Here is a 25177-nt window from a genome sequence, read left to right as displayed (position 1 = left end):
GAACGACGTGACGACTACGACGCCCACAAACAATGCCCCAACGACTCGCACGGCTCAGCACCGCCGCTACCTGATGTGCCGTCCCGGGCACTTCACGGTCAGCTACACGATCAACCCGTGGATGGAGCCCGCGAAGCCCACCGACACCGCCAAGGCTGTCGCGCAGTGGCAGGTGCTCTACGACACCTACCTGCAGCTCGGCCACGAGGTCGAGTTGATCGACCCCGCCGAGGGGCTGCCCGACATGGTCTACACGGCCAACGGCGGCTTCATCATCGATGGCGTCGCGTACGCGCCGAAGTTCCGCTTCGCCGAGCGCGCCGGCGAAGAGCGCCACTTCATCGACTGGTTCCGTGCCGCAGGGTTCGACACCGTCATCCCCGAGGAAGTCAACGAGGGCGAGGGTGACTTCCTGCTCGCTGGCGACGTGATCTTGGCCGGCACCGGCTTCCGCTCTACCGGCGACAGCCACCGCGAGGTCGGCGAGGTCTTCGGCAGAGAGGTCGTGTCGCTGACCCTCACCGACCCGCGGTTCTACCACCTCGACACCGCGATCTCGGTCCTCGATCCCGTCGTCGGTGCTGCCCATGGCGGACCGGATGCCGCGAACATCGCCTACCTTCCGGGAGCCTTCGACGGGGCAAGCCAGCGGATCCTCGCCGAGCGTTTCCCCGACGCCATCCGAGTATCGGATGCCGACGGTGCGGTTTTCGGTCTGAACTCCGCAAGCGACGGCTACAACGTGTTCATTTCCCCCCGCGCTACCGGATTCGAGGCGCAGTTGCGCGAGCGCGGCTACAACCCGGTACTCATCGACCTGTCCGAGCTCCTTCTCGGTGGCGGCGGCATTAAATGCTGCACGCTCGAGCTGCGCGCGAAGCGGGAGCCGGTATGAGCGCCGACCAGATTTCCGTCGACACGACGACGCTCGAGATCATCCGGGCAGAAGACGAGCACCTCGCCCACAACTACCACCCGCTGCCGGTCGTGATCTCCCGCGGCGAGGGCGTGTGGGTGACAGATGTCGAGGGCAAGCGCTACCTCGATCTGCTGTCGGCGTACTCGGCGCTGAACTTCGGCCATGGGCATCCGGCTCTTTTGGCGGTGGCACGGGAGCAGCTGGACCGGCTGACCCTCACGAGCCGCGCGTACCACAACGACAAGCTCGGAACGTTTGCTGCGGCGCTCGCGAAGCTCGCCCGCAAAGACATGGTGCTGCCCATGAACACCGGTGCAGAGGCCGTCGAGACCGGCATCAAGGTCGCGCGGGCGTGGGGATATCGGGTCAAGGGCATCCCCACGGATGCCGCACGCGTGATCGTCGTGGGAGGGAACTTCCACGGCCGCACCATCACGATCGTCGGCTTTTCCGACGATCCGGCCGCCCGGGACGCCTTCGGCCCCTACAGTGGCGGTTTCGCGCAGGTTCCGTTCGGGGATGCCGCGGCCATCGAGGCAGCCATCGACGAGAACACCGCGGCGGTTCTTCTTGAGCCGATCCAGGGTGAGGCCGGCGTCATCGTGCCGCCGGAGGGCTACCTGCGGGAGGTTCGCGAGATCTGCGACCGCCACAACGTGCTGCTCATCGCCGACGAGATCCAGTCAGGGCTCGGCCGGGTGGGCGAGACCTTCGCGTGCGACCGCGAGGACGTCGTCCCCGACATCTACCTGCTCGGCAAGGCGCTCGGCGGCGGCATCCTGCCCCTGTCGGCAGTCGTGGCGAACGCCGACGTTCTCGGCGTCATCCGTCCCGGCGAGCACGGCTCGACCTTCGGGGGGAACCCGCTCGCTGCCGCGATAGGTGAGCGTGTCGTTGAGATGCTCTCGACCGGAGAGTTCCAGGAGCGAGCTCGAGCACTCGGGGAGCACCTCGAATCGCGCCTTTCGGACCTCGTCGGGCACGGGGTGACCGCGATCCGCGTCGCGGGGCTCTGGGCAGGCATCGACATCGACCCGAAGGTCGGAAGCGGGCGTGAGGTCGCCGAGCGGCTCCTCTCCCGTGGCGTGCTGGTCAAGGACACGCACGGTCAGACGATCCGGATGGCGCCGCCCCTCGTCATCCGTGCCACCGAGATCGACTGGGCAGTCGAGCAGCTGCGATTCGTCCTCGCGGCCTGACCGGCGGGATCAGGCCACGTTGCCGATGATCTCCTGAGGCGCGAACCCACAGCATCCTGCTTGAGCCCACAGGTTTTGGTGCCTTGAACGTGTGGGTTCGGCGCGAAGGTTGTGGGTTCGGCAGAAGGTGATTGACGGGCGCGGACGGATGCTGCGCGCGTTGCACCGCGCGCTGGCGGGCTATGCGACGTTGACGATGATGGTGTGCCAGCCGGTCGCACCGTCCGGAGCGGGCGGGGCCTGATCGGATGTCTGCGTTTGGCCGTCTGCGTTCGTGGCGCGGCACCGGATGGTGTGCTGGCCGGCATCCGTCGCGTCCCACGGGATGCTCCACTGCACCCAGGTGTCGTCCGAGATCGCGGTGGCAAGCTCTGCCTGCTGCCACAGGCCGTCGTCGATCTTCACCTCGACGCCGGCTACCCCGACATGCTGCTGCCACGCCACACCGGCGATGACGGTCTGGCCGACGGGGAGGGTCACGCCCGACCGCGGCACATCGATGCGCGACTGCAGCTTGATCGGGCCGAGTGCCGACCAGCCGCGCGGGGTCCAGTAGCCCTCGGCCTGATCGAACCGGGTGACCTCGAGATCGACGACCCACTTGGTGGCCGACACGTAGCCGTACAGGCCTGGCACGACCATCCGCGCCGGGAACCCATGTTCGGGTGGAAGAGGCTCGCCGTTCATGCCGATAGCAAGGATCGCGTTGCGGTCATCGGTCAGCGCTTCCAGCGGCGTCCCAGCGGTGAATCCGTCGACCGAGGTCGACAGCACCATGTCGGCATCCGCCGTCGGTCGAGCCCTCGTGAGCAGTTCGCGGATGGGGTAGCCGAGCCATACGGCGTTGCCGATGAGGTCGCCGCCTACGTTGTTGGAGACGCAGGCGAGCGTCGTCGTGCTCTCCTCCAGGGGCAGGTCGAGCAGCTCGTCCCAGGTGAGTTCGACCTCTTCCTCGACCATGCCGTGGATGCGCAGACTCCACGTCGCGGGATCGACCTGGGGGACGACCAGCGCCGTGTCGATGCGGTAGAAGTCGGCGTTCGGGGTGATGAGGGGCGAGATCCCGTCGATGCCGAGTTCCGTGCCCGCTGGGATCGGCGGAGCTGTCGTGGCGGGGGTAGGCAGTTTCAGCGCCTCCCGCACGCTCGTCACGACGCGCGCGCCGCCGCGGGCGATGTTCCCGGCGATCGCCGCGACGATGCCGACGACTGTTGCGCCGCCCATCCAGGCCAGTGCTTGGCGGCGGTTCGGTCGGGTGTCGGCATCCGTGTCGGCAGTGTCGTCATCGCGAACGCCGGTGCGTCGCAGCAGCCCGATGAGGTACCGCAACACCACGACCGAGACGATGCCTGCGATGCCCGAGGGAAGCCACGCGATCCCGCTGGCATCGCTGCGGGTGAGGGCGACGACAGCACCCACGACACCGAACGCGCCGAGGATGACCAGGCCCCACGGGGGCTTGCGCAGCTGCAGGATGCCGGCAATGCCCGCCAGCAGCACGAGCACGATTCCGATGCCCGTCAGCAGCGCGATCTTGTCGTTCGTCCCGAACAGGGCGATTGCGAGGTCCTTGCCCCACGGCGGCGCGGCATCGATGATCGCCCCGCCGACGACGGCGAACGGGCTGGATGCCGGAGCGAACAACACCGCCGAGAGTTCCCCCAGGCCCGCGCCCAGTATCGCCGCGGCGGCACCCGCGAGAGCGGCGACGGCGTTGTCTTGCCTGTGTCGGGTGTCACCCACGTCCTCGAGGCTAACCGCGTTCGGAGGGGGTGCGGCCCGTTCGTACGGAACCCGAAAGAAGGAAACATCCGTGCAACACGCCCGCGACTAGGCTCAACCCATGGGTGACCTGTTCGATGGATACGGCTCCACCGCATCGACGCGGAAGACCTCGTCGGGTATCCCGCCATTCGATGAGATGTTCGCGTCTGCACCGGCCAAGGACGGTTCCGCCGAGTTGAGACGGGCGTACCGCGAGCTGTACCAGGCGCTCGCGCAGATGACCCAGGAGGAGCTGCGCGGACGCACCGAGTCGCTGGCGAGTTCTTACCTCGCACAGGGAGTCACGTTCGACTTCGCGGGTGAGGAACGCCCGTTCCCCCTGGATGCCGTGCCTCGCGTCATCCCCTACGACGAGTGGTCGCGCGTGGAGGCGGGAGTCTCGCAGCGCGTCCGCGCGCTGGAGGCGTTCCTCGACGACGCCTACGGTCGCCAGCACTGCGTTCGCGACGGTGTGCTGCCGGCGGCTGTGATCGCGTCCTCGCAGTACTACTACCGGCAGGCAGCCGGGATTCACAGTGCCAACGGAGTCCGTATCCAGGTGTCGGGGATCGACCTCATTCGCGACGAACACGGCGAGATGCGGGTGCTCGAAGACAACGTTCGTGTGCCATCCGGTGTGAGCTACGTCATTTCGAACCGGCGAGTGATGGCCCAGACCCTCCCCGAGCTGTTCGTCTCCATGCGCGTGCGCCCGGTCGGCGACTACCCCAACAAGCTGCTGGGCGCGCTGCGCGCTTCGGCGCCGCCCGGCATCGAGGACCCGAACGTCGTCGTCCTCACCCCCGGCGTCTACAACTCGGCGTACTTCGAGCACACGCTGCTGGCCCGGCTCATGGGCGTGGAGCTCGTCGAAGGCCGGGATCTCGTCTGTATCGGCGGCAAGGTCTTCATGCGTACCACCCGCGGACCGCAGCGCGTCGACGTCATCTATCGGCGGGTCGATGACGACTTCCTGGACCCACTGCAGTTCCGCGCCGACTCGATGCTCGGAGCTCCGGGTCTGTTGCTGGCGGCGCGCTTGGGCAACGTCACGATCGCCAACGCAGTGGGCAACGGCGTTGCCGACGACAAGCTGCTCTATACCTACGTTCCCGACCTCATCCGCTACTACCTCGCGGAGGAGCCGATCCTCAAGAACGTCGACACGTGGCGCCTCGAGGACCCGAACGCTCTCGAGGAGGTCCTCGACCGCCTCGACGAGCTCGTCGTGAAGCCGGTCGACGGCTCCGGCGGCAAGGGTCTGGTCGTCGGCCCGGATGCCTCGCCTGCCGAACTCGGGAGGCTTCGCGAGCGCCTGCTCGCTGACCCCCGCGGCTGGATCGCGCAGCCGGTCGTCATGCTCTCGACCATCCCGACTCTCGTCGAGGATGGGGTGCGGCCACGGCACGCAGACCTGCGTCCGTTCGCTGTCAACAACGGTGACGAGGTGTGGGTGCTCCCGGGCGGTCTCACCAGGGTGGCGCTTCCCGAAGGACAGCTTGTCGTCAACTCGAGCCAGGGCGGCGGATCGAAAGACACGTGGATCGTCGGAGGCGATGCGCCGCCCCACGTGGAGTACGGGCAGGGTCACGGGCTTGCCGGGCTCGTCGCCGATCAGGCGTCGGTCACCGAGGCGATCCGGATCATCTACCCAGAGCAGACCGAGCCGACGCACTCGCCGCAGGATCGTCCCCGGACGCGCACCGAGCAGCAGGAGCAACAACAGCAGCAGGCCGAGGATGGTGCGCCATGCTGAGCCGCATCGCCGAGAGCCTCTTCTGGATCGGACGCTACATCGAGCGCTCAGACGGGACCGCCCGCATCCTCGACGTGCACCTCCAGTTGCTGCTCGAGGACCCGTGGATCGACGAAGACACCGCCTGCCGTTCGCTCCTGAGTGTCATGGGATCAGTCCCTCCGGATGGCCTGGAGGTCGTCGGGCGCGACGATGTGCTGCAGCGGCTCGCTGTCGACCGGATGAACCCGTCGAGCATCGCCTACTCGGTGGCATCCGCTCGCGAAAACGCGCGCCGGGCCCGCGAGATCGTCTCGACCGAGCTCTGGGAATGCCTCAACACCACCAATTCCCGGATGCCGCGGCGCCTACAGACCGAGAAGGTGCACGACTTCTTCCAGTGGGCCCGCGAACGCGCAGCACTCGCCGTCGGAATCGTCGACTCTTCGACCAGCCGTGACGAGTCGTGGCAGTTCTTCACGCTCGGTCGCAGCATCGAGAGGGCCGACATGACAGCGCGGCTCCTCGCCACGCGATCCCTGACCGAGGCATCCGGCCCGTCGTGGACGACGATTCTGCGCTCGTGCGGCGCGTACGAGGCCTACCTGCGTACCTACCGGGGCATCCCGAGCGCGCGCAACGCCGCCGAGTTCCTGCTCTTGGACCGCCTCTTCCCGCGCTCGATCATCTACTCGATCCAGCAGGCCGAGGCATGCATGTCGGCCATCGACCCGCGTGCCGACAGGGTCGGACACTCCAACAGCGTGCTACGGGCCCTCGGCCGGATCCGCAACGAGCTCGAGTACAAGCCCGTGGCCGACATCCTCAGCGACCTCCCCGAAGAAATGGAGCGGGTCCAGCTCGTCACCCGCGAGGCGTCGGAAGCGATCCGCCACCGCTTCTTCCCCACGCAGGCTGAGCCGAGCTGGATCGGAGAGATCTCATGAAGCGCCTGCGCATCGAACACCAGACAGCGTTCGCCTACCAGGGCGACGTCTCGGCGTCTTACAACGAGGCACGGATGCTGCCGGGTTCCACCGACAGCCAGTTCGTCCTGAGCGCATCGCTTGATATCGAACCCTCGACCTCGGTCAACCAGTACGTCGACTACTTCGGCACGCGCGTGACCTCGTTCGACATCCTGTCTCCTCACGCCTCACTGACCCTCACCGCAAGGTCCCTCGTGGAGGTGCGCCCGCGTCCGCTGGAGCACGCTGACATCACCTGGGATCAGCTCCGCCGGGAGGCGGCGCGTTCGGTCGAGGTCGTCGAGCAGCTCGGCCAAACCTCGCGTACTAAGCCGCACCCGGATGTTGCCGAGATCGCGCGGGCGATTGCTGCGCAACACGATCAGCCCGGCCAGGCCGCACACGCCATCGCGATGGCGATCGGGGATGCCGTCGAGTACGTCCACGGTGTGACCGGCGTGCACTCCACCGGGGCAGAAGCCTGGGAGGCGCGAAAGGGCGTCTGCCAGGACATCGCGCACATCGTGCTCGGCGCGTTGCGAGAGGTAGGCATTCCCGCGCGCTACGTCTCGGGATACCTGCACCCGAGCGTGAACGCCGAGGTCGGCGTTCCGGTCGAGGGAGAGTCGCACGCCTGGGTCGAGTGGTTCGCGGGGTCGTGGGAGGGCTTCGACCCGACGAACAACACCGAGATCGGAGACCGCCACGTCTTGGTCGGTCGCGGCCGCGACTACAACGACGTGCCGCCGGTGCGAGGCGTCTATGCGGGACCGTTCAAGAGCGACATGTCGGTGAAGGTGACGATCACCCGCGAGGCGTGAACCCCGCGGGTGATCTGGCCCGCATCAGTGTGCGAGAGCTGGCGCCTCGGTCGATTCGGTGTGGAAGGCGCTTGCCACCGAGAACCGCTTACGTCGGAACAGGATCGCCGCGATGATCGCGCCGCCCGCGAAGAACGCGGCGCTCCACCAGTACGCGACCGTGTAGCTGTGCACAGCGGCGTCGGCGAGCACGGCATCGGATGCCGGCTGGTTGGCAGCGACATAATCGGCCAGGGCGGTCGCGGCGAGGGTGTTCAGGAGCGCGGTTCCGATGGAGCCGCCGACTTGCTGGCTGGTGTTGACCATGGCCGAGGAGACGCCGGCGTATCGGCGATCCACCCCGAGCGTTGCCGTCTGGATCGCAGCGGGCATGATCGTTCCCATACCGAAGCCGAGGGTGAGCAGGGCTGGGAGGGCGTCGAGGTACGCGCTGTCGACATCGAGCCGGGTGAACAGCACCATCGCGGTGGCAGCCAGCAGCATCCCGGTGGGCACGAGGATCTTCGGTCCCAGCCGCGGCAGCAGCAGGTTCGTGCTGAGCTGCGCAGCGATGACGAGCATCACGATCATCGGGAGGAAGGCGACTCCGGTCTGCATCGGGGTGTAGGCGAGCGACAACTGGAAGTAGTAAGTCACGAAAAGGAAGACCCCGAACATTCCGGCGCCGGTGATCATGACCGACAGGAACGATGCACCGCGGTTGCGGTCGACGACGACGGGAAGCGGGAGCAGCGGATGCGTCGTGACACGCTGCCAGATCACGAAAGCAACCAGGAGCACCGCCGAAGCGACCAGTGACCCCCACGTCAACGAGGCATCCCACCCGTCTGACTCGGCGTGGGAGAAGCCGAACACGAGGGCGAACAGCCCAGCAGACGCCAGGAGGGTGCCGGGGATGTCGAGGTGGGGGCGCGGACCCTGCCGGGATGCTGTGGGAACGAACACGAGGGCCAGAACGAACGCGATCGCCGCGAAGAAGACGTTGATCGTGAGGTTCCACCGCCAGTCGAACTGCTCGGTAAGGAAGCCACCGAGCAGCAGGCCCACAGCACCTCCGGCGCCGGCGATCGCGCCGAAGACGCCGAACGCGCGGGATCGCTCGCGCGGAATCGTGAAGGTTGTCGTCAACACGGCAAGGGCGGTGGGTGCCAGCAGTGCCGCGAACACACCCTGCAGCGCGCGAGCGGCGACGAGCATCTCGAACGACACGGCAAGACCGCCCAGCAACGAGGCAGCCGCGAATCCGACGAGTCCGATGAGGAAGGCGAGTTTGCGGCCGATGAGGTCGGAGAGGCGGCCGCCCAGCAGCAAGAGGCTGCCGAAGGCGAGGGAGTAGGCGGTCACCACCCACTGGCGGTCACCGTCTGAGAATCCGAGGTCGGCTTGTGCGGCGGGCAGTGCGATGTTCACGACAGTCGCGTCGAGCACCACCATGAGCTGGGCGATGGCCACGGTGCCGAGCGTCCACCAGCGGCGCGTGGCGGGGGTTGTCGATGAAGAGATGTCGGGAGTCGTCACGGCGTCAGCGTATACGAAACCGGCGAGTATCGGAAATGAATAGTTTCTGAAGTAGACTGGCGGTGTTCGACAACCAGGGAGTGCGATGGATCCGCAGGCGACGCAGCCGGCAGCCGCCGGGGCGCGGCTGGGACGCCCCCGGGACGCGTCTCGCGACACCGACATCCTCGAAGCGACGATCGAGGTTCTCGCCGAGCAGGGCTTCGACGGGATGACGATCGACATGGTCGCGGCGAGGGCAGGAGCGGGCAAGGCGACGGTCTACCGACGGTGGCCGTCGAAGGCCGACCTCGTCATCGACGCCGTGGCATGCATGAAGAAACGGGATCTCGACCCCGCGCAACTGCCCGACACGGGGACGCTGCGTGGTGACCTCATCGCCCTGGTGAGAGCGCCGTCGGCTGCCGATGCCGATCGGAAGATGCATGTCATGGGGGGGATCCTCTCGCTGATGTCCCGGGAGCCTGAACTGGCGCGCACCGCGTATGCGGCGATTCTGCAACCGCGCATCACGGCGAACCGCATTCTGCTGGAGCGCGCGCGCGACCGGGGGGAGACCCGGCCCGATATCGACGTCGACCGCCTCGCCGCCCTCATGCCAGCGATGGCCTCGTTTCGCACTCTGGCTCAGCGCGAACCGATCACGAGGGAATTCCTCATCTCGCTCATCGACGACGTGTTGCTCCCCGCGGCCGGCGTCGTGAGGGCAGCGGTGTGACGGTATCTGACACTGCGTGACGGCATCTGACGGTGCGTGACCATACGTGACGTACTGAGTATTCAGGATGCTGTCGAGCGTCTAGCGTCGCGGCATGACAACTCTTACCCCGACCTCTGATGACCTTGCTACCGAGCGTGCGTCGCGCCTGGATGCTGCGGCATCCGCGTGGGGAGCGCGGATCGACGCCGACCGCACTGCCTCCCATCTCACCTATCGCGTCCGCGGCACTGGCGAGGGAGCCGTTGCGACCCGCATCCGTGCCGGCGGACACGAGTTCGTGATCGACGAGCCCGCCGCGCTCGCCGGTGACGATGCAGCTGCCAGCCCCGTCGAGTACGCGCTGGGCGCGATCGCCGCCTGTCAGGTTGTCGTTTTCCGCCTCTATGCCCATGCGCTCGGCATACCGCTGGATCACGTCGAGGTGACTGCAGAAGGCGACCTCGACGCCGCGCGACTGTTCGGAAAGGACGAGACGGTGCGCCCTGGCTTCTCTGCGGTGCGCGTCGCGATCGACGTGAGCGGCACAGCGAGCGCCGCCGACTACGAGCGCCTGCGCCAGGTCGTCGACGCGCACTGTCCTGTGCTCGACCTGTTCGCCAATCCCACGCCGGTCACGACATCCGTGACGGTGCGCTGATCGACCTCCTCAGGACTCGGCCCGGTCGACCTGTTCGCGCAGGTCTTCCGGGTCGAGGTTTGCCTGGGCGAACTCGGGGGTGCGGGGGAGCTCAAGATGCAGATCCGTGCCCACGCACACCTGCACCCGACCGTGCAGCATGACGTGATCGAGCACGTGTCCACCGCTGCGGCGCTCATCGAGCAGCACGTGGGCGTGGTAGCCAGGAACTGACAGACCTTCCTCGAACGCCGGCGTTCGAAAGCCGACGACGGTGCCGGAGACATCGGTGAACTCCGTCACCTTCTGCTCGGCGGTTGCCTGCACGAGTGGGCGGTACGGCTGCTGCTGAACGTGGACGGCACGCACCGTCATCCGCTCATAGACGCCGTCGACCCGCACCGCGTACATGTAGTTCGCCGAGCCGAGCTTCTCATCGATGAGCGCCGTGACTTCCGCCCGGGTGTGCCGCCCGGTGATCTCGAAGCTCAGGTGCGGTTCGAAGCGCGTCACGACGGCGTAGGGCACTCCTTCGCCATCGGCTGCCACCGTCGCCGTGCCGTCGTCGCGGATGCGGTAGCAGGTGTCGTCGAGAAGGATGAGCTCGCCGTCAAGGCCTTCGAAGGTGCCGATCCCGAAGTCACCGCGGCGGCGAAGGCTGCCGACGGTGGTCTCGCCGTCGTAGACGCCGTCGAGCAGAGCAGCGATGACGCTCGTCTGGTGGATCGTGTGGCGTGAGGTCATCACTGTTCGAGGGTAGCCGGGACTGGTTGCTCGATCGCAACGTGCTCGATAGCGGGGATGCCCTGCATGAGTGTTTCGAGTCGATCGCCGACCTCAGTTCCGTGCGGGAGCCTGCGCTATCGGCTGAGTGACGATCGACAGTGGGCGCGTCTCGTCAAGTCGCAGACGGAGCCTGCCGCCGCGGTGTACGCGCCCCGACCAGACGAGCCAGGTGATCGCTATCGCAGCGGCGACGAGCGCTGCCAGAGTCCCCAGCTGGATGGCGGCACGCGGACCGAGCTCGTCAGCGACCCATCCGACGATCGGTGCGCCCACCGGGGTGCCTCCGAGCAGAATCGCGACGTAGATCGCGAGCACTCTGCCGCGCAGGTGGGCATCTGTCGTGGCCTGCACGTACCCGTTGGCCGTCGAGAGGATCGTGACAACCGTGAACCCGGTGAACACGAGTGTCACCGCGTACAGGGCGTATGTCGGCATGACCGACGAGATCGCTGATGCCACCGCGAATCCGAGAACTCCGGCGATCACGACGCGAACGCGGGCGCGGTCGCGTCGGGCGGCGAGCAGGGCGCCCGTGAGTGACCCGATCGCAAGGACCGAGTTCAGCAGGCCGAAGCCGTCGGCTCCCGCGCCGAACTCGAGCGCCATCGTGGATGCGTAGATCGGGAAGTTCATGCCGAACGCGCCGACGAGGAACACGACGATGAAAACCACAATCAGATCGGGTCGGGTGGCCACGTACCGGAATCCGTCGGACAGGCGGGACCGACCGTGGGTGATCGCGCGGGGCGTGAGTTCGTGTCGTCGCATCGCGAGGAGCGCGCCGATCGTCGCGAGGAAGGTGAGCGCGTTGACGAGGAACATCCAGCCGGTACCGACCAGAACGATGAACAGGCCCGCTACGGCTGGGCCGATCATCCGGGCCGCGTTGAAGGATGCCGAGTTCAAGGCGACGGCGTTGCTGGTGTTCTCCTTCGTCACCAGGTCGGAGACGAAAGCCTGACGCGCCGGATTGTCGAAGGCGGCGACGATCCCGAGTCCCAGGGCGAACGCGTACATGAGCGGAAGGGTCATGGCGCCGGTGAGGATGAGGATGCCGATCGCCGTGGCAAGAAGGAGCGAGACGCCCTGTGTCGCAAGAAGGATATGGCGTCGCTCGAACCGGTCGGTGGCCCAGCCCGTGAGGCCGACCAGCACGAGGGGAGGACCGAACTGGAGGGCCATCGTGATTCCGACTGCACCAGCGTCGCCGGGGGTCAACTCGGTGAGGACCACCCAGTTCTGCGCCGTGGACTGCATCCAGGCGCCGATGTTCGATACCAACGCCCCGATGAACCAGACGCGGTAGTTGAAGATCCCGAGGGATCGGAACATCGTGCTCATTGTGCCGCCAGCCGCTGCAGAATCTCGGCAGCGGCAGCCAGCGTCATCCGGTCGGCTTCGCTGACGTCGGCCAGTATCGTCTCGACCCAGGCATCGCGGCGCCGCGTCGTCTCGTCGACCACGCTACGACCGGCATCCGTGATCGTGATCACGACCTTGCGACCGTCGTTGTCATCCGCCGACCGCGCCACGTAGCCAGCATCCTGCAGGCAGTTGACCGTGCGGTTCATCGACGGCGGCGAGACCCGCTCTCGCTCCGCGAGCTGGCCGAGCGTGCGTGGTCCGTGCAGGTACAGGCCCGCGAGAACCGCGAACTGGCCGTCGCTCATCGAGTCGACCGACCGCTCCGTGCGCATCCGCCGCGCGAATCGGAAGACGCCGATACGCAACTGCGCGGCGTCGCCGGCGAGGGGGTGCGAATCAGGATGCGGTGTGGAGTCGGTCACGATGTCTTTAGCATAGCTCATTAGTCATGCTAAAAATATGAGCACTGCGCCTCCCCGGGACCGGCGCCTCGGGCGTCAGGTTGGCTCGCGCGCAGACCACACGGTGCGTGTCGCTGCGCGGGCCCGAGCCGCTGCATCTCGCACCAGCCTGCCTACGGCTTGCTAAGCTTCCGGCATGCCCGAGTACACCGACGTGCACGGTGTCGAGATCGTCTACGACCTCGCCACTCCCGTGACCACTCCCCGCGGCGTCATCCATCTCCTCCACGGCGTGGGCGAGCACGCCGGCCGCTATGGCGCGGTGATCGGTGCGCTGACGGATGCCGGGTTCATCGTCTACGCCGACGATCATCGCGGTCACGGCCGCACCGGGATGCGCCAGCACGGCAGCAGCGAGCGCCTCGGTCGCCTCGGCCCCGGCGGCTTGCGTGCGACGATCGACGCGGTCTGGCAGTTGAGCGAGATGGCTAGGGCGGAGCATCCGGATCTTCCCTTCATCCTGCTCGGTCACTCGTGGGGATCCTTCATCGCGCAGATCCTCGTGAACCGTCATTCGGCGGCGATCGATGGACTGATCCTCAGCGGGTCGGCGTTGCGCTGGCCGGGATCGCTGAACTCGGGTGATCTGAACGCGCCGTGGCAGGGCCCGAACGCCAACGGCATGGAATGGCTCTCGACCGATCCGGCAGTTGCCGAAGCGTTCCTCGCCGATCCGCTCACGACCTCGACTCCGCTGGCCAAGCTCTTCGGGCCCGTCGATACGCTCCGACTGATCGGCAAACCCGGTCGTCATCTCGAGCACGACGTGCCGACCCTCATCATGGTGGGGCGCGAGGACACCGTCGGCGGCCCGCGCAGCAACCATTTGCTGGCGGATGCCTATCGCACGCGTTCGGGGTTCACCGATGTCACCACGCTCGTCTACCCGGGAGCGCGGCACGAGATCTTCAACGAGGCCCAGCAGGCCGAGGTCCGCGCTGACCTCCTGGCGTGGCTCGATGCCCGCTTCCCGGTCCGCGACTGACGGTCCGCGCCTCGGCGCGCAGCTCCTCCTAGGCTGGTGCCATGCACGCTGAGTACAAGGTCCCGGGCGGAAAGCTCGTCGTCGTCGACCTGGATGTCGAAGCCGGGCGCTTGGCGAATGTGCGACTCGCTGGCGATTTCTTCCTCGAGCCCGACGATGCCCTCGGCGCGATCAACGCGGCGGTGTCGGGCCTTCCCTCCGAAGCCGACGTGCCCACGATCGCTGCGGCCGTACGTGCGGCGCTCCCTGACGGAGCACAACTTCTGGGGTTCACGCCCGAGGCCGTAGGCACCGTGGTGCGCCGGGCGCTCGTGACCGCATCCGGCTGGAAAGACTTCTCATGGCAGATCGTCCACGACCGCCCGGTCTCGCCACGCATGAACCTCGCGCTCGACGAGGTGCTCACGACCCGGGTCGGCGACGGGCGACGGATGCCGACCCTGCGCCTCTGGGAATGGAACGAGTCGGCTGTCGTCATCGGGTCGTTTCAGTCGTACCGCAACGAGGTGGATCCCGAGGGCGCGCGCCGTCACGGCTATGACGTCGTGCGGCGGATCTCGGGCGGCGGCGCGATGCTCATGGGCGCTGATGCGATCATCACGTACTCGCTCTCGGTTCCCGCCTCGCTTGTCGCGGGCATGACCTTTGCCGACTCCTACGCGTTCCTCGACGACTGGGTTCTGCAGGCGCTCCGCTCCCTCGGGATCGATGCGACGTACCAGCCGCTCAACGACATTGCGAGCCCGGAGGGCAAGATCGGCGGTGCAGCGCAGAAGCGCCTCGCGAACGGTGGGGTGTTGCATCACGCGACTCTCAGCTACGACATGGACGGCGAGGTGCTCACCGACGTGCTGCGCATCGGCCGTGAGAAACTCAGCGACAAGGGAACGACCTCGGCCGCCAAGCGCGTCGATCCGCTGCGGCGCCAGACGGGGCTGCCGCGCGAGGCGATCATCCAGGCATTCGCCGACACCTTCACCACGCTGTACGGTGCCGAGGTCGGACATATCACCGAAGAGGAATACGCCGAAGCGGAGGCTCTCGTCGCCTCGAAGTTCGCCACCGACGCGTGGCTGCATCGGGTTCCGTGACCGTCACGATCCATCACGGCGACAATCTGTCGGTGATGCGCGGACTGCCGGATGCGTCATTCGGTCTGGTCTACCTCGACCCCCCGTTCAACACCGGTCGCGTGCGTGAGCGAGCGGTCGAATCAGCCAGCACGCCGCGCGATGCGCCCCTTCCCGGATCGGTGACCCGGCGCGGCTTCCACGGCCGCGACTACGAGCGGTTGCGGGGAGACCTGCGCGTGTACGACGACAGGTTCGACGACTACTGGGGCTTTCTCGAACCGCGGGTGCTCGAAGCCTGGCGTCTTCTCGCCGACGACGGCACTCTCTACCTCCACCTCGATTACCGGGAGGCGCACTACGCGAAGGTGTTGCTGGATGCGGTGTTCGGCCGCGACCACTTTCTCAACGAGATCATCTGGTCGTATGACTACGGAGCGAAGACCCGCAAGCGCTGGCCGACCAAGCACGACACGATCCTTGTCTACGTGAAGGACCCGGCGCGCTACTGGTTCGATTCCGAGGCCGTAGATCGCGAGCCCTATATGGCCCCGGGACTGGTGACCCCCGAGAAGGCGGCGCGTGGCAAGCTCCCGACTGACGTGTGGTGGCACACGATCGTCCCGACGACCGGGCGTGAGAAGACCGGGTACCCCACCCAGAAGCCCGAGGGCGTGCTGCGGCGAATCGTGCAGGCATCCTCGCGCCCGGGCGGAGCTGTGCTCGACCCGTTCGCCGGCTCGGGAACGACAGGTGCTGTCGCGCAGGGGCTGGGACGAGACGCCGTGCTCATCGACGCCAATCCCGAGGCGATAGCGATCATGCGAGAACGGATGCCGCTCGCGACGATCATCGAAAGCTGACCCGCCTCCGCCTCGGCGACCTAGGCTGGAGCTATGCGATTCGGAATCTTCATCCCGCAAGGCTGGCGTCTCGACCTCGTGGGGATCGATCCCGCGCAGCAGTGGGAGGCGATGAACGGACTTGCCCAGCGGGCCGATGCCGGCCCCTGGGAGTCCCTCTGGGTCTACGACCACTTCCACACCGTGCCTGTTGCCACCCAGGAGGCTACGCACGAGGCGTGGACGCTGATGTCGGCGTTCGCCGCGTCGACCAGCCGCATCCGTCTCGGCCAAATGTGCACCTGCATGGGCTACCGAAACCCGGCCTACCTCGCAAAGGTCGCGGCGACAGTCGACATCATCTCGGGTGGCCGTGCCGAGATGGGAATCGGCGGCGGATGGTACGAGCACGAGTGGCGCGCGTACGGGTACGGCTTTCCGGAGGTTCGCGATCGCCTCGCGATGCTCCGCGAAGGAGTCGAGATCATGCACCAGGCCTGGACGACCGGGTCGGCAACCCTCGACGGGAAGTACTACCAGGTCGACGGCGCGATCGTGCAGCCCCAGCCGCTGCAGCGTCCGGGAATCCCGTTCTGGATCGCCGGCGGCGGCGAGAAGGTCACGCTGAAGATCGCCGCGAAGTACGCGTCGTACACGAACTTCACCGGCAGCGTCGAGGAGTTCGACCACAAACTCTCGGTGCTGCACGAGCACTGCGCAGCGCTCGGCCGGAACCCGGGCGAGATCACCGCATCCTCGAATGTCAACACGATCATCGGCGCGAACGAGGCCGAGGCCGAGGAACGTCTGCGCGCGGTCCTGGATCGGTTGGCGCCTTTCGTCGGCGGCGAGCGCCTCGCCAGCATCGAAGCCGAGTACCGCGGATCACTCGGATTCGGGACTCCTGAACAGGTCGTCGAGCGTCTGCAGGAGCGCGCCGATCATGGACTCGGCTACGCCATCCACTACTTTCCCGAAGCGGCATACGACACGAGCGGCATCGAGCTGTTCGAGCGCGAGGTCATACCGGCGCTCTGACCCCCGCGCCGGCGGCTCCGAGGCGAGTCGCGCCTACAGGAGCGCCCGGACGCTGCGGTAGCCGTCGTCGATCTCGTCGGGCCCGGTGACGTCGAAGACGCGGGTGCGACCGGGCTCGGTCGACCACGGCTCCCATCCGGGCGCGCCGTTACGGACGAAGGCGGATGCGGCGCCGTGAACGGCCTCCGCGAGGGCAACGGGCGGGTTCTCGCCCGTGAGGAGGTCGACCCGTTCACGGTCGAGCACGTCGAACCAGAACGGCACGTCGATGCAGTGGCAGGCCCAACCGATGCGGGTGGAAGCCCACGAGAAGCGGTAAACCCAGGTCGGGGCCGCGCCACGAGCCGTCGCGATCCGAGCCACACCGCTACGGAACACGGCGTCCGAAACGTAGCGACCGAGCAAAGCAGCGGTGCCGAGTCGGTGTTGCTCAGCGTTGTCGGCGAGGTATCCGCGCCGAGTCGGTCCATCCACTCCCAGGGCGCCGAGTGCGACGGCGGCCGGCACGAACCGGAGCTTTGCCCGCGCGTCATCGGTGACCATCGTGAACTCGTCGTCGGTGGAGCCGACGACGAGTGGCTTCTCGGCGCCGACCCCGTTCGCGATGGATGTCGGCGTGGCGGTCGGCAGCAGATCGCCGTCGACCGAGGGGCCCCACGGGAGGCCGTCCTCGAGCAGCTCGCGCATCCCGGACAGCCGGGTACCCCCGCGCTCGCTGACCGTCTGTTGCAACCCGATCAGTACATCCGGATCGACGGATGCGAATCCGTCCCGCGTGGGCGCCACGCCGGCGAGCTCCGCGAGCTGCGTCGCGACGCTCCGGGCCCGCGCCTGCGACACATCGCCGAGCGCTGGCGAGAGCGCCCACGCCCGGTGGAACAGGTGCTGGGCTGCCGGCATCCCGAGCAGCGTGAGCACGGCGCCGCCGCCAGCAGACTGCCCGGCGATCGTGACGGCATCCGGGTCTCCGCCGAACGCCGTGATCTCGCGCTGGACCCACTCGAGCGCCGCGAGCCAGTCGCGCACACCGCGATTGCTCGGCGCGCCCTCGATGAGACCGAACCCGTCGAAACCGAGCCGATACGACACCACGACGGTCACGACCCCGTCGCGCGCAAACGACGCGCCGTCATACCAGGGGCTCGCCGGCGATCCCGAGACGTAGCCGCCCCCGTGGATGTAGACGAGCACCGGCAGACGTGCCGACGAGTCGCCGGGTCGGGGCGTGAAGACGTTGACGTTCAGTGTCGAGTCTCCGGGGACCGACGGCTCGGGGATGAGCGTGACTTCGGCGACGGGGCCGCGCTGTGGGGTCGCACCGAAACTTGTCGCATCTCGGACGCCGGCCCACGGCTCCACCGGAACCGGTGCAGCGAACCTCAGCTCGCCGATGGGGGGCTGCGCGAACGGGATGCCGAGGAAGGCGGCAGATGGAGCCTCGGGGTCATCCCGCCACAGGCCCCGGAATGCTCCGGCAGTGGTATCGACAACGGGTGCCTCGCGGGTCGGCCGGGATGGGGGCGTGGTCACGATGCTGACGCGGGATTCTGCTGCAGGGTGGCGAGGAGTTGGTCGACAATGCCCGCCATGTCGACGGTGGGGTCGACGAGCCACTGGAGCTGGAGGCCGTCAGCGACTGCCTGGAGGATCCGGGCGTACACGTCCGGGGGCATGGGGCCAGTCGGCGCCGTCAGGGTAAATCCATCACGCACCGCTTCGCCTCGCTCGAGAAAGTAGTCGTGGGCGGGATGCTCGGGGTTGGCGGCCTCGACGGCAAGGCGGGAAAAGAGCTCAACGAGCCCGGGAACCTCTGTGTTGTGACGGATGACGCGCAGGAAGCTCTCGCGGATCACGGCGACATCGATCGCGGCGGCGTCAACGGATCTGCCATCCGGAAGGCCGAACTCCTCACCGTCGTGCTCATCACGCTTGCGCAGGACTTCGGTGAACAGCTCCTCTTTGCTGTCGAAATAGTGCAGTAGTCCCGCTTGACTGAGCCCGACGGCCTCCGCGATGCGCTTGACGCTTGCGCCGTCGTAGCCCTCTGTCGCGATCACGTCGAGGGCGCGTTCGAGGATCTCTTCGCGTTTGGCCACGCCCTTCGCATATGAACCTCGCTGTGCCATGAGTCGAGTGTGCCGAAGAATGCTTGTAATTCAAAACCTAGTGCCGTATGGTTTTCGCAGGTCCGATGTTGGACCCCTCGTTCGCCCGAAAGAAGCGTGCCATGACATCGCCGTCTGAATCCCCCCTGAGCCCCGCCGATCCCGCGTTGGTCGCGGCATCCGCGCCCATGACCGAGACCACGTTCCTGGCCTCGGCCTCCGGCACCGACGACCCGCCGCCGCCCATCAAGGGACTGCGCCGACTGATGTGGTGGATCATCCCCGCCAACCTCGGCATCTTCATGCTCTGGGGCGCGATTCCCGGCATCCTGCTGCCGCAGCAGATCACGGTCCTGTTCGGTGAGGCCGACAAGGTCGCAAACCTCGCGATCGCCTCGACGATCGGCGCGTTCGCCGCGATGGTGGCCCAGCCGATCGCCGGCCAGATCTCGGACCGCACCCGCACCCGATTCGGCCGCCGCGCGCCGTGGATGATCATCGGCGCCCTCGCAGGCTCGCTCGCGCTTGTCGGCCTCGCGTTCGCGAACTCGTTCCTCGGTGTCGTCATCGCGTGGACGCTCGTGCAGATCAGCTTCAACTTCGCGCAGGGGCCCCTGTCGGCGGTCATGCCTGACCGGGTGCCGGTCGCTCGTCGCGGGACCTTCGCGGCGCTCACGGGCATTGGGCTCATGGTGGGTGCCTTGGGTGGCTCGATCCTCGGGGCGCTCTTCTACAACAGCGTCACCGTCGGGTACATCGTGTTCGCCGTCTTCGCCCTGGTGATGCTGATCCTGTTCGTACTGTTCAACCCGGACTACTCCAGCCGCGACATCCAGCCCGAGCCGTTCAAGCTCGGCGACTTCCTCCGTACGTTCTGGGTCAACCCGATCGCGCACCCCGACTTCTTCTGGGCCTTCACCGGGCGCCTCCTGCTCTACACCGGCTACTTCGCGGTAACCGGGTATCAGCTGTTCCTTCTGACCGACTATTTCGGCGTTGAGGCGCCCGAGACCGTCATCCCGCTTCTCGGGCTCCTGAGCCTCGTGGGCATTCTGATCTCGACAGTCGTCTCCGGACCACTCTCTGACCGGATCGGACGTCGCAAGCCTTTCGTGTTCGCCTCCGCTGCAGTTGTGAGTCTCGCCTTCCTTCTGCCGTGGTTCTGGCAGGACCTCACGGCATGGTTCATCATGACCTTCATTGCAGGCTTTGGCTTCGGCATGTTCCAGGCAGTCGATACGGCTCTGATCAGCCAGGTGCTCCCCTCGGCGAAGTCCTTTGCGAAGGACCTGGGTGTCGTGAACATCGCCGCGACGCTGCCGCAGACTCTCGCGCCCGCGGTCGCTGGCGCAATCGTGTTGACCGTGGGATACCAAGGCCTGTTCCCCGTCGCGATCGTGCTCGGCATCCTCGGCGCGCTCGCCGTCTGGCCCATCCGATCCGTCAAGTAGCGTCTTGCCCGGGGCGCGTCGAGCACGCCCCGGCGACCTGTCCATCCCCGCGAAAGGAACCCCATGACTGACAACGACCGCGCCGTCGAGGCGACAGTCGCCGATCTGACCCTGGAAGAGAAGGCCTCGCTGACCAGCGGCCTGAACTTCTGGCACACCAAGCCGATCGAGCGGGTCGGGATCCCCTCGATCATGGTGACCGACGGACCCCACGGCCTCCGCAAGCAAGGGGGGACCGGTGACCACCTCGGCCTCGGCTCGTCGGTTCCGGCGACGTGCTTCCCGCCGGCGGTGGGCCTGGGCTCCTCGTGGGATGTCGAGCTTCTCGATCGGGTCGGTCAGGCCCTCGGCGCCGAGACATCGATCGAGGATGTGGCCGTCCTGCTCGGGCCCGGCATCAACATCAAGCGCTCGCCGCTGTGCGGGCGCAACTTCGAGTACTTCTCCGAAGACCCGCTGATCTCGGGAGTTCTGGGCGCCGCCTTCGTGAAGGGCGTCCAGTCGCAGGGAGTGGGCACCTCGCTCAAACACTTCGCCGCGAACAACCAAGAGACGGATCGGATGCGGGCAAGCTCCGATATCGACCCGCGGCCGCTGCGCGAGATCTACCTGCGGGGGTTCGAGCGCGTCGTGCGCGATGCCCAGCCGTGGACTGTCATGTGCTCGTACAACAAGATCAACGGGGTTTACGCCTCGGAGGACCCGTGGCTGCTCACGCGCGTGCTTCGCGACGAGTGGGGCTTCGAGGGTCTGGTCGTCTCGGACTGGGGTGCGGTCAACGAGAGGGTGAAGGGTCTTCCCGCCGGTCTCGACCTTGAGATGCCCTCCTCGAACGGGCGGACGGATGCCGAGCTCGTCGCCGCTGTCCGCTCCGGTGAGCTCGATGAGTCGGCGCTGGATATCGCAGCGGGCCGTGTCATCGACCTTGTCCGCAAGGCCCAGGCCGGGGCCGGCGCGGTGCCAGGACCGCTCGACGTCGACGCACACCATGCCCTCGCCCGCGAGGCTGCTGGCCGCTCGATCGTGCTCCTGAAGAATGAGGGAGGCATCCTGCCCCTGGCCAAAGACGCGAACCTCGCCGTCATCGGCGCGTTCGCCGAGAAGCCGCGCTACCAGGGGGCCGGCTCCTCGCTGATCAACCCGACCCGTCTGGACACGGCGATCGACGAGATCCGTGCGCTCGCGACAGGTGAGGTCGCCTACGCTCCCGGGTTCTCGCTTGCTGCCGAGGTCGAGGAAGCCGAGACGGTGAGCCTACGTGACGAGGCGGTGGCCGCGGCATCCGCTGCCGACGTCGTCGTGCTGTTCCTCGGGTTGCCTGCGCGCCTCGAGTCCGAAGGCTATGACCGCGACGACATCGATCTGCCCGCCGAGCAGCTCGCCGTGCTGGATGCCGTGCGTGCCGCGAACCCGAACGTCGTCGTCGTGCTCTCCAACGGCGGGGTCGTCGCCCTCCCCTTCGCGAACGAGGTTCCCGCGATCCTCGAGGGGTGGCTCCTCGGTCAGGCCGGCGGTGGGGCGACAGCCGACGTGCTGTTCGGTGACGTGAACCCGTCGGCCAAGCTCACCGAGACGATTCCGCTGCGGCTCTCGGACACCCCGGCGTACCTGGACTTCCCGGGTGAGTTCGGCCACGTCCGCTACGGCGAGGGTCTGTTCGTCGGCTACCGCTGGTACGACGCGCGGAACCTCGAGGTTGCCTATCCCTTCGGCCACGGCCTGTCGTACACGACGTTCTCGTACACGGATGCCGCGGCCCGCGTCACCGAGACGGGAGACCTCGAGGTGACGGTCACCGTGACCAACACGGGTGAGCGCGACGGTCGCGAGATCGTGCAGGTCTACACCTCGCTGCCGGGGTCGGCGGTGCAGCGCCCGGTGCGCGAGCTGAAGGGCTTCGCCTCGGTGGCGCTCGCTGCCGGCGAGTCCCGGAAGGTCGCGATCGCGGTGCGCCGCGCGGACCTCGCCTACTGGGACATCCGTGTCGACGGTTGGGTCGTCGAGGGTGGGGCGTACACCGTGGAGGTCGGGGCATCGAGCCGCGACATCCGTAGCTCGGCGACGGTTAGCGTCGAGGGCGACCCGGTGGCGGTCCCGCTGTCGCGCGAGTCGTCGCTCGGCGAAGTGATCGCGCATCCGGTCGTCGGCCAGATGGTGCAGGCGGCGATGCAGCAGCTGATGGCGGGGATGGATGGTCTCGAGTCCGTCATGCCCGAGGGCGTGTCGATGGACAAGATGATGATGTCGTTCCCCATTGGCCGGATGTCGATGATGGCCGGCGACCAGGTCAGCCCTGAAATGATCGACGGCCTCATCGCGATGGCGAACGCGCCGCAGCAGTAGGTGCCCGCCGCCTCATGAAGGTAGGCGAAATCCCCGGGGTAGGACGTTTGGTGAACCATTCGTCCTCCCCCGGGGATTTGTCCTACCTCGGCGAGAGGGGTAGCGGTCACTGTCGCGCTGCGGTCAGCTGTCGCGGTGGGCGCCGGCCGAGGGCTGCACCGTGAAGATGCGCGGAGTCCGGAAGTCGGATGCCGAGAAGGCGGCGGTCACGGCATCCGTCACCGCGTCCAGCCGGTCGCGGGGGACCAGGGCGATCGCCGCGCCCCCGAAGCCGCCGCCGGTCATGCGCGCGCCGATTGCGCCACCCGACATCGCCGCCTCGACCGCCGTGTCGAGCTCCGGGACCGAGATCTCGAAGTCGTCGCGCATCGAGGCGTGCGAGGCCAGCAGGAGTTCGCCGATGGCCCGCGGGCCGGACTCGCGCAGGACGCGAACGGTCTCGAGCACGCGGGCGTTCTCGGTCACGACGTGCCGCACCCGGCGCAAGGTGACCTCGTCCATGACGGATGCCGCCCGCTCGAGGTCGACAGGCGTCAGATCGCGCAGCATCGCGACGTCCATCGCCGCGGCACCCTGCTCGCAGGATGCCCGGCGCTCGCGGTACCCGCCGGTGGAATGTGCGTGGGTCACGAGCGTGTCGATCACGAGGACCTCGAGGTCGGCTGCCTCCAGCCCCAGCGGCACGACCTCGGTCTCGAGCGTGCGGCAATCCAGGAACACGGCGGCATCGGCTTCGCCGAGCATTGACGCGGTCTGATCCATGATCCCCGTCGGTGCGCCCACTGCCTCGTTCTCGGCAGTGCGGCCGACGCGCGCGAGATCCTTCGCGCCGAGTCCGGTGCCCCACAGCTCGTTCAGCGCCACCGCGACGGCGCATTCAATGGCGGCGGATGACGACAGACCCGCGCCGACGGGAACCGAAGACGCGATCGCGAGGTCGAGCCCCTGCGGGTTCGCGGTCTCACCGGCGGCGTGCAGCAGGGCCCACGCGACCCCGAGCGGGTAGGTCGTCCATTCAGGGACGGATGCCGGTGCGGGGGTCTCGAACAGCGCGTCGAGCTCGGCGATGGCCACGGAAGCACCGGACTCGTCGAAGCTCGAGCGAACCCGCAGGACCCCATCCGTGCGCGCGGCGACAGCGACCGCAGTGCGGGCGTCGATGGCAAACGGCAGCACGAAGCCGTCGTTGTAGTCGGTGTGTTCGCCGATGAGGTTCACGCGTCCCGGCGCGGACCAGACGCCGAGCGGGGCGGCATCCGTCATCTGGTCGAGCAGAGCGAGGGCAGCGGCCTGGGGATCGCCGGCGCTCACAGCTGCACCCCCTCGACGGCCTCGCGCAGGCGTTCGGCGGCGGCCTCGGGCGGGATGTCGCCGATCCAGGCGCCCATGGCCGCCTCGGACCCGGCGAGGAACTTCAGCTTGTCGGCGGCTCGCCGCGGCGAGGTGATCTCCAGGTGCATCCGCACGGTGTCGCGGGCGACGCTCACCGGAGCCTGATGCCAGGCGGCGATGTAGGGAGTCGGGGTCTCGTAGAGTGCGTCGATGCCGCGCAGGAGACGCAGGTACACGCGGGCGAGTTCGTCGCGTTCGGCATCCGTGGACTCCGCGAAGTCGGGGACGTGGCGGTGCGGCATAAGGTGCACCTCGATCGGCCAGCGGGCGGCGAACGGGACGTAGGCGGTCCAGTGTTCACCGGCGAGGATGACGCGGCCGCCCTCTCGCTCGAAGTCGAGCACGCGCTGCATCAGATCGGGAGAGGTGCGCGAGATGTTCTCGAGCAGACGACGAGTACGCGGGGTGACATACGGGTAGGCGTAGATCTGGCCGTGCGGGTGGGGCAGAGTGACCCCGATCGCCTCACCGCGGTTCTCGAACGGGAACACCTGCTCGACGCCCGGGAGGGCAGACAGGGCTGCGGTGCGATCGGCCCACGCTTCGATGACGGTGCGGGCGCGGGTGACCGACTGGGTTCCGAACGATCCGGTGTGCTCGGGACTGAAGCACACGACCTCGCACCGGCCGACGGAGGTGCGCACGCTGCCGAGGCCGAGGGCATCGAGATCATCGAGACCGCGGGGCGGGTTCGCAGCCTCAGGTGCGTCGCCGTGAGCCTCGGTGAGGGCCGGGCCGAACGAGGGTGAGCGGTTCTCGAAGACCGCAACGTCGTAGCGCGACGGGATCTCGGACGGATTCGTCGGCGTCTGCGGGGCGAGCGGATCCAGCTCTGCCGGCGGCAGGAAGGCGCGGTTCTGCCGCGCGGCGGCGATCGAGATCCAGTCGCCGGTCAGGATGTCTTGCCGCATCGTCGCCGTTGTCGGGCGCGGATCGAGCGTTCGCTGATCGATTCCGCGATCAGCGCCGAGCGTCGTATCGGGATCGTCGTAGTAGAAGAGGTCTCGCCCATCGGCCAGCGTGGTGTCGCGTCTGATGACACCGGCGCCGAGGGTTATCGGTTCCCGAAGCATGTTCA

General features: G+C 67.5%; 22 protein-coding genes. 13 read left to right on the top strand and 9 right to left on the bottom strand.

Annotation, left to right across the window (positions count from 1 at the left end):
• Positions 1-7: 7 nt before the first annotated feature.
• Positions 8-895 carry a dimethylargininase gene (gene ddaH, locus AADH62_RS06165; RefSeq protein WP_341578715.1) on the top strand — a complete coding sequence of 296 codons (888 nt, stop codon included), beginning with the start codon at positions 8-10 and terminating at the stop codon, positions 893-895.
• Positions 892-2118, top strand: a complete 1227-nt coding sequence (rocD, locus tag AADH62_RS06160; protein WP_341578714.1) for an ornithine--oxo-acid transaminase — start codon at positions 892-894, stop codon at positions 2116-2118. The genes ddaH and rocD overlap by 4 nt, the downstream gene beginning before the upstream one ends.
• Positions 2119-2298: 180 nt before the next feature.
• On the opposite strand, the gene AADH62_RS06155 is transcribed toward rocD, so the two are convergent.
• Entirely contained in the window at positions 2299-3861 is a 1563-nt protein-coding gene (locus AADH62_RS06155) for a molybdopterin-dependent oxidoreductase (protein WP_341578713.1), read from the bottom strand.
• A 100-nt stretch (positions 3862-3961) separates the two neighbouring features.
• Here AADH62_RS06155 and AADH62_RS06150 point away from each other — a divergent pair, with 100 nt between their 5' ends.
• The 3 genes from AADH62_RS06150 to AADH62_RS06140 are packed head-to-tail and all read left to right on the top strand — an operon-like array spanning position 3962 to position 7406.
• Positions 3962-5638 (top strand): circularly permuted type 2 ATP-grasp protein, encoded by a 1677-nt coding sequence (locus tag AADH62_RS06150; protein WP_341578712.1) that lies wholly within the window; start codon positions 3962-3964, stop codon positions 5636-5638.
• The gene (locus AADH62_RS06145; RefSeq protein ID WP_341578711.1) at positions 5632-6564 is read left to right on the top strand and encodes an alpha-E domain-containing protein; all 933 of its coding nucleotides are present in this window, start codon (positions 5632-5634) and stop codon (positions 6562-6564) included. The genes AADH62_RS06150 and AADH62_RS06145 overlap by 7 nt, the downstream gene beginning before the upstream one ends.
• Complete coding sequence (locus AADH62_RS06140) at positions 6561-7406, top strand: transglutaminase family protein (protein ID WP_341578710.1); 846 nt, start codon at positions 6561-6563, stop codon at positions 7404-7406. The genes AADH62_RS06145 and AADH62_RS06140 overlap by 4 nt, the downstream gene beginning before the upstream one ends.
• Before the next feature lie 24 nt (positions 7407-7430).
• Here the strand turns inward: AADH62_RS06140 and AADH62_RS06135 are convergent, their stop codons facing one another.
• Positions 7431-8924 (bottom strand): MFS transporter, encoded by a 1494-nt coding sequence (locus AADH62_RS06135; RefSeq protein WP_341578709.1) that lies wholly within the window; start codon positions 8922-8924, stop codon positions 7431-7433.
• 85 nt (positions 8925-9009) lie between these two features.
• Here AADH62_RS06135 and AADH62_RS06130 point away from each other — a divergent pair, with 85 nt between their 5' ends.
• Together AADH62_RS06130 and AADH62_RS06125 are read left to right on the top strand one after the other, a co-directional pair.
• Positions 9010-9642 carry a TetR/AcrR family transcriptional regulator gene (locus tag AADH62_RS06130; protein ID WP_341578708.1) on the top strand — a complete coding sequence of 211 codons (633 nt, stop codon included), beginning with the start codon at positions 9010-9012 and terminating at the stop codon, positions 9640-9642.
• Between the two features lie 94 nt (positions 9643-9736).
• A complete protein-coding gene (locus tag AADH62_RS06125) occupies positions 9737-10282 on the top strand; it encodes an OsmC family protein (RefSeq protein WP_341578707.1) in 546 nt (181 codons plus the stop codon).
• 9 nt (positions 10283-10291) lie between these two features.
• Here AADH62_RS06125 and budA read toward each other — a convergent pair whose 3' ends face one another.
• From budA to AADH62_RS06110, 3 genes are all read right to left on the bottom strand, one after another.
• Entirely contained in the window at positions 10292-11005 is a 714-nt protein-coding gene (gene budA / locus AADH62_RS06120; RefSeq protein WP_292707826.1) for an acetolactate decarboxylase, read from the bottom strand.
• Between the two features lie 93 nt (positions 11006-11098).
• Positions 11099-12379 carry an MFS transporter gene (locus AADH62_RS06115; protein ID WP_425355650.1) on the bottom strand — a complete coding sequence of 427 codons (1281 nt, stop codon included), beginning with the start codon at positions 12377-12379 and terminating at the stop codon, positions 11099-11101.
• Between the two features lie 5 nt (positions 12380-12384).
• Positions 12385-12855 carry a MarR family transcriptional regulator gene (locus AADH62_RS06110; RefSeq protein WP_341578705.1) on the bottom strand — a complete coding sequence of 157 codons (471 nt, stop codon included), beginning with the start codon at positions 12853-12855 and terminating at the stop codon, positions 12385-12387.
• A gap of 154 nt (positions 12856-13009) precedes the next feature.
• Here AADH62_RS06110 and AADH62_RS06105 point away from each other — a divergent pair, with 154 nt between their 5' ends.
• From AADH62_RS06105 to AADH62_RS06090, 4 genes are read left to right on the top strand one after another with little or no spacing between them, the layout of a single operon-like run.
• Positions 13010-13858 (top strand): alpha/beta fold hydrolase, encoded by an 849-nt coding sequence (locus AADH62_RS06105; RefSeq protein WP_292800507.1) that lies wholly within the window; start codon positions 13010-13012, stop codon positions 13856-13858.
• A 41-nt stretch (positions 13859-13899) separates the two neighbouring features.
• Entirely contained in the window at positions 13900-14949 is a 1050-nt protein-coding gene (locus AADH62_RS06100; protein WP_292800509.1) for a lipoate--protein ligase family protein, read from the top strand.
• A gap of 35 nt (positions 14950-14984) precedes the next feature.
• The gene (locus AADH62_RS06095; RefSeq protein WP_341578760.1) at positions 14985-15791 is read left to right on the top strand and encodes a site-specific DNA-methyltransferase; all 807 of its coding nucleotides are present in this window, start codon (positions 14985-14987) and stop codon (positions 15789-15791) included.
• Positions 15792-15824: 33 nt separating this feature from the next.
• Positions 15825-16808, top strand: coding sequence for an LLM class F420-dependent oxidoreductase (locus AADH62_RS06090; protein ID WP_341578704.1), 984 nt, complete (start codon positions 15825-15827; stop codon positions 16806-16808).
• Positions 16809-16841: 33 nt separating this feature from the next.
• On the opposite strand, the gene AADH62_RS06085 is transcribed toward AADH62_RS06090, so the two are convergent.
• Positions 16842-18338, bottom strand: a complete 1497-nt coding sequence (locus tag AADH62_RS06085) for a carboxylesterase/lipase family protein (RefSeq protein ID WP_341578703.1) — start codon at positions 18336-18338, stop codon at positions 16842-16844.
• Positions 18335-18934 (bottom strand): helix-turn-helix domain-containing protein, encoded by a 600-nt coding sequence (locus tag AADH62_RS06080; protein ID WP_341578702.1) that lies wholly within the window; start codon positions 18932-18934, stop codon positions 18335-18337. Before AADH62_RS06080 ends, AADH62_RS06085 begins: the two co-directional genes overlap by 4 nt.
• Before the next feature lie 101 nt (positions 18935-19035).
• Here AADH62_RS06080 and AADH62_RS06075 point away from each other — a divergent pair, with 101 nt between their 5' ends.
• The gene (locus AADH62_RS06075; RefSeq protein WP_341578701.1) at positions 19036-20364 is read left to right on the top strand and encodes an MFS transporter; all 1329 of its coding nucleotides are present in this window, start codon (positions 19036-19038) and stop codon (positions 20362-20364) included.
• Positions 20365-20427: 63 nt separating this feature from the next.
• Positions 20428-22707, top strand: a complete 2280-nt coding sequence (locus AADH62_RS06070) for a glycoside hydrolase family 3 C-terminal domain-containing protein (RefSeq protein ID WP_341578700.1) — start codon at positions 20428-20430, stop codon at positions 22705-22707.
• Positions 22708-22830: 123 nt separating this feature from the next.
• Here AADH62_RS06070 and galK read toward each other — a convergent pair whose 3' ends face one another.
• Complete coding sequence (gene galK / locus AADH62_RS06065; RefSeq protein WP_341578759.1) at positions 22831-23970, bottom strand: galactokinase; 1140 nt, start codon at positions 23968-23970, stop codon at positions 22831-22833.
• A gap of 44 nt (positions 23971-24014) precedes the next feature.
• The gene (galT, locus tag AADH62_RS06060) at positions 24015-25172 is read right to left on the bottom strand and encodes a galactose-1-phosphate uridylyltransferase (protein ID WP_341578758.1); all 1158 of its coding nucleotides are present in this window, start codon (positions 25170-25172) and stop codon (positions 24015-24017) included.
• Positions 25173-25177: the final 5 nt, after the last annotated feature.

Source organism: Microbacterium schleiferi (assembly GCF_038150145.1).
GTDB classification, from domain to species: domain Bacteria; phylum Actinomycetota; class Actinomycetes; order Actinomycetales; family Microbacteriaceae; genus Microbacterium; species Microbacterium schleiferi_B.
Note: the sequence above shows the minus strand (reverse complement) of the source record. Positions and strands in the feature narration are given on the sequence as shown.

Excerpts from the sequence above, each read along its gene's own strand:
- rocD (WP_341578714.1), top strand. The coding sequence starts at position 892 with ATGAGCGCCGACCAGATTTCCGTCGACACGACGACGCTCGAGATCATC.
- AADH62_RS06150 (WP_341578712.1), top strand. The coding sequence starts at position 3,962 with ATGGGTGACCTGTTCGATGGATACGGCTCCACCGCATCGACGCGGAAG.
- AADH62_RS06145 (WP_341578711.1), top strand. The coding sequence starts at position 5,632 with ATGCTGAGCCGCATCGCCGAGAGCCTCTTCTGGATCGGACGCTACATC.
- AADH62_RS06140 (WP_341578710.1), top strand. The coding sequence starts at position 6,561 with ATGAAGCGCCTGCGCATCGAACACCAGACAGCGTTCGCCTACCAGGGC.
- AADH62_RS06130 (WP_341578708.1), top strand. The coding sequence starts at position 9,010 with ATGGATCCGCAGGCGACGCAGCCGGCAGCCGCCGGGGCGCGGCTGGGA.
- AADH62_RS06125 (WP_341578707.1), top strand. The coding sequence starts at position 9,737 with ATGACAACTCTTACCCCGACCTCTGATGACCTTGCTACCGAGCGTGCG.
- budA (WP_292707826.1), bottom strand. The coding sequence starts at position 11,005 with ATGACCTCACGCCACACGATCCACCAGACGAGCGTCATCGCTGCTCTG.
- AADH62_RS06115 (WP_425355650.1), bottom strand. The coding sequence starts at position 12,379 with ATGTTCCGATCCCTCGGGATCTTCAACTACCGCGTCTGGTTCATCGGG.
- AADH62_RS06110 (WP_341578705.1), bottom strand. The coding sequence starts at position 12,855 with ATGAGCTATGCTAAAGACATCGTGACCGACTCCACACCGCATCCTGAT.
- AADH62_RS06105 (WP_292800507.1), top strand. The coding sequence starts at position 13,010 with ATGCCCGAGTACACCGACGTGCACGGTGTCGAGATCGTCTACGACCTC.
- AADH62_RS06100 (WP_292800509.1), top strand. The coding sequence starts at position 13,900 with ATGCACGCTGAGTACAAGGTCCCGGGCGGAAAGCTCGTCGTCGTCGAC.
- AADH62_RS06095 (WP_341578760.1), top strand. The coding sequence starts at position 14,985 with ATGCGCGGACTGCCGGATGCGTCATTCGGTCTGGTCTACCTCGACCCC.
- AADH62_RS06090 (WP_341578704.1), top strand. The coding sequence starts at position 15,825 with ATGCGATTCGGAATCTTCATCCCGCAAGGCTGGCGTCTCGACCTCGTG.
- AADH62_RS06080 (WP_341578702.1), bottom strand. The coding sequence starts at position 18,934 with ATGGCACAGCGAGGTTCATATGCGAAGGGCGTGGCCAAACGCGAAGAG.
- AADH62_RS06075 (WP_341578701.1), top strand. The coding sequence starts at position 19,036 with ATGACATCGCCGTCTGAATCCCCCCTGAGCCCCGCCGATCCCGCGTTG.
- AADH62_RS06070 (WP_341578700.1), top strand. The coding sequence starts at position 20,428 with ATGACTGACAACGACCGCGCCGTCGAGGCGACAGTCGCCGATCTGACC.
- galK (WP_341578759.1), bottom strand. The coding sequence starts at position 23,970 with ATGACGGATGCCGCCCCGCTCGGCGTCTGGTCCGCGCCGGGACGCGTG.
- galT (WP_341578758.1), bottom strand. The coding sequence starts at position 25,172 with ATGCTTCGGGAACCGATAACCCTCGGCGCCGGTGTCATCAGACGCGAC.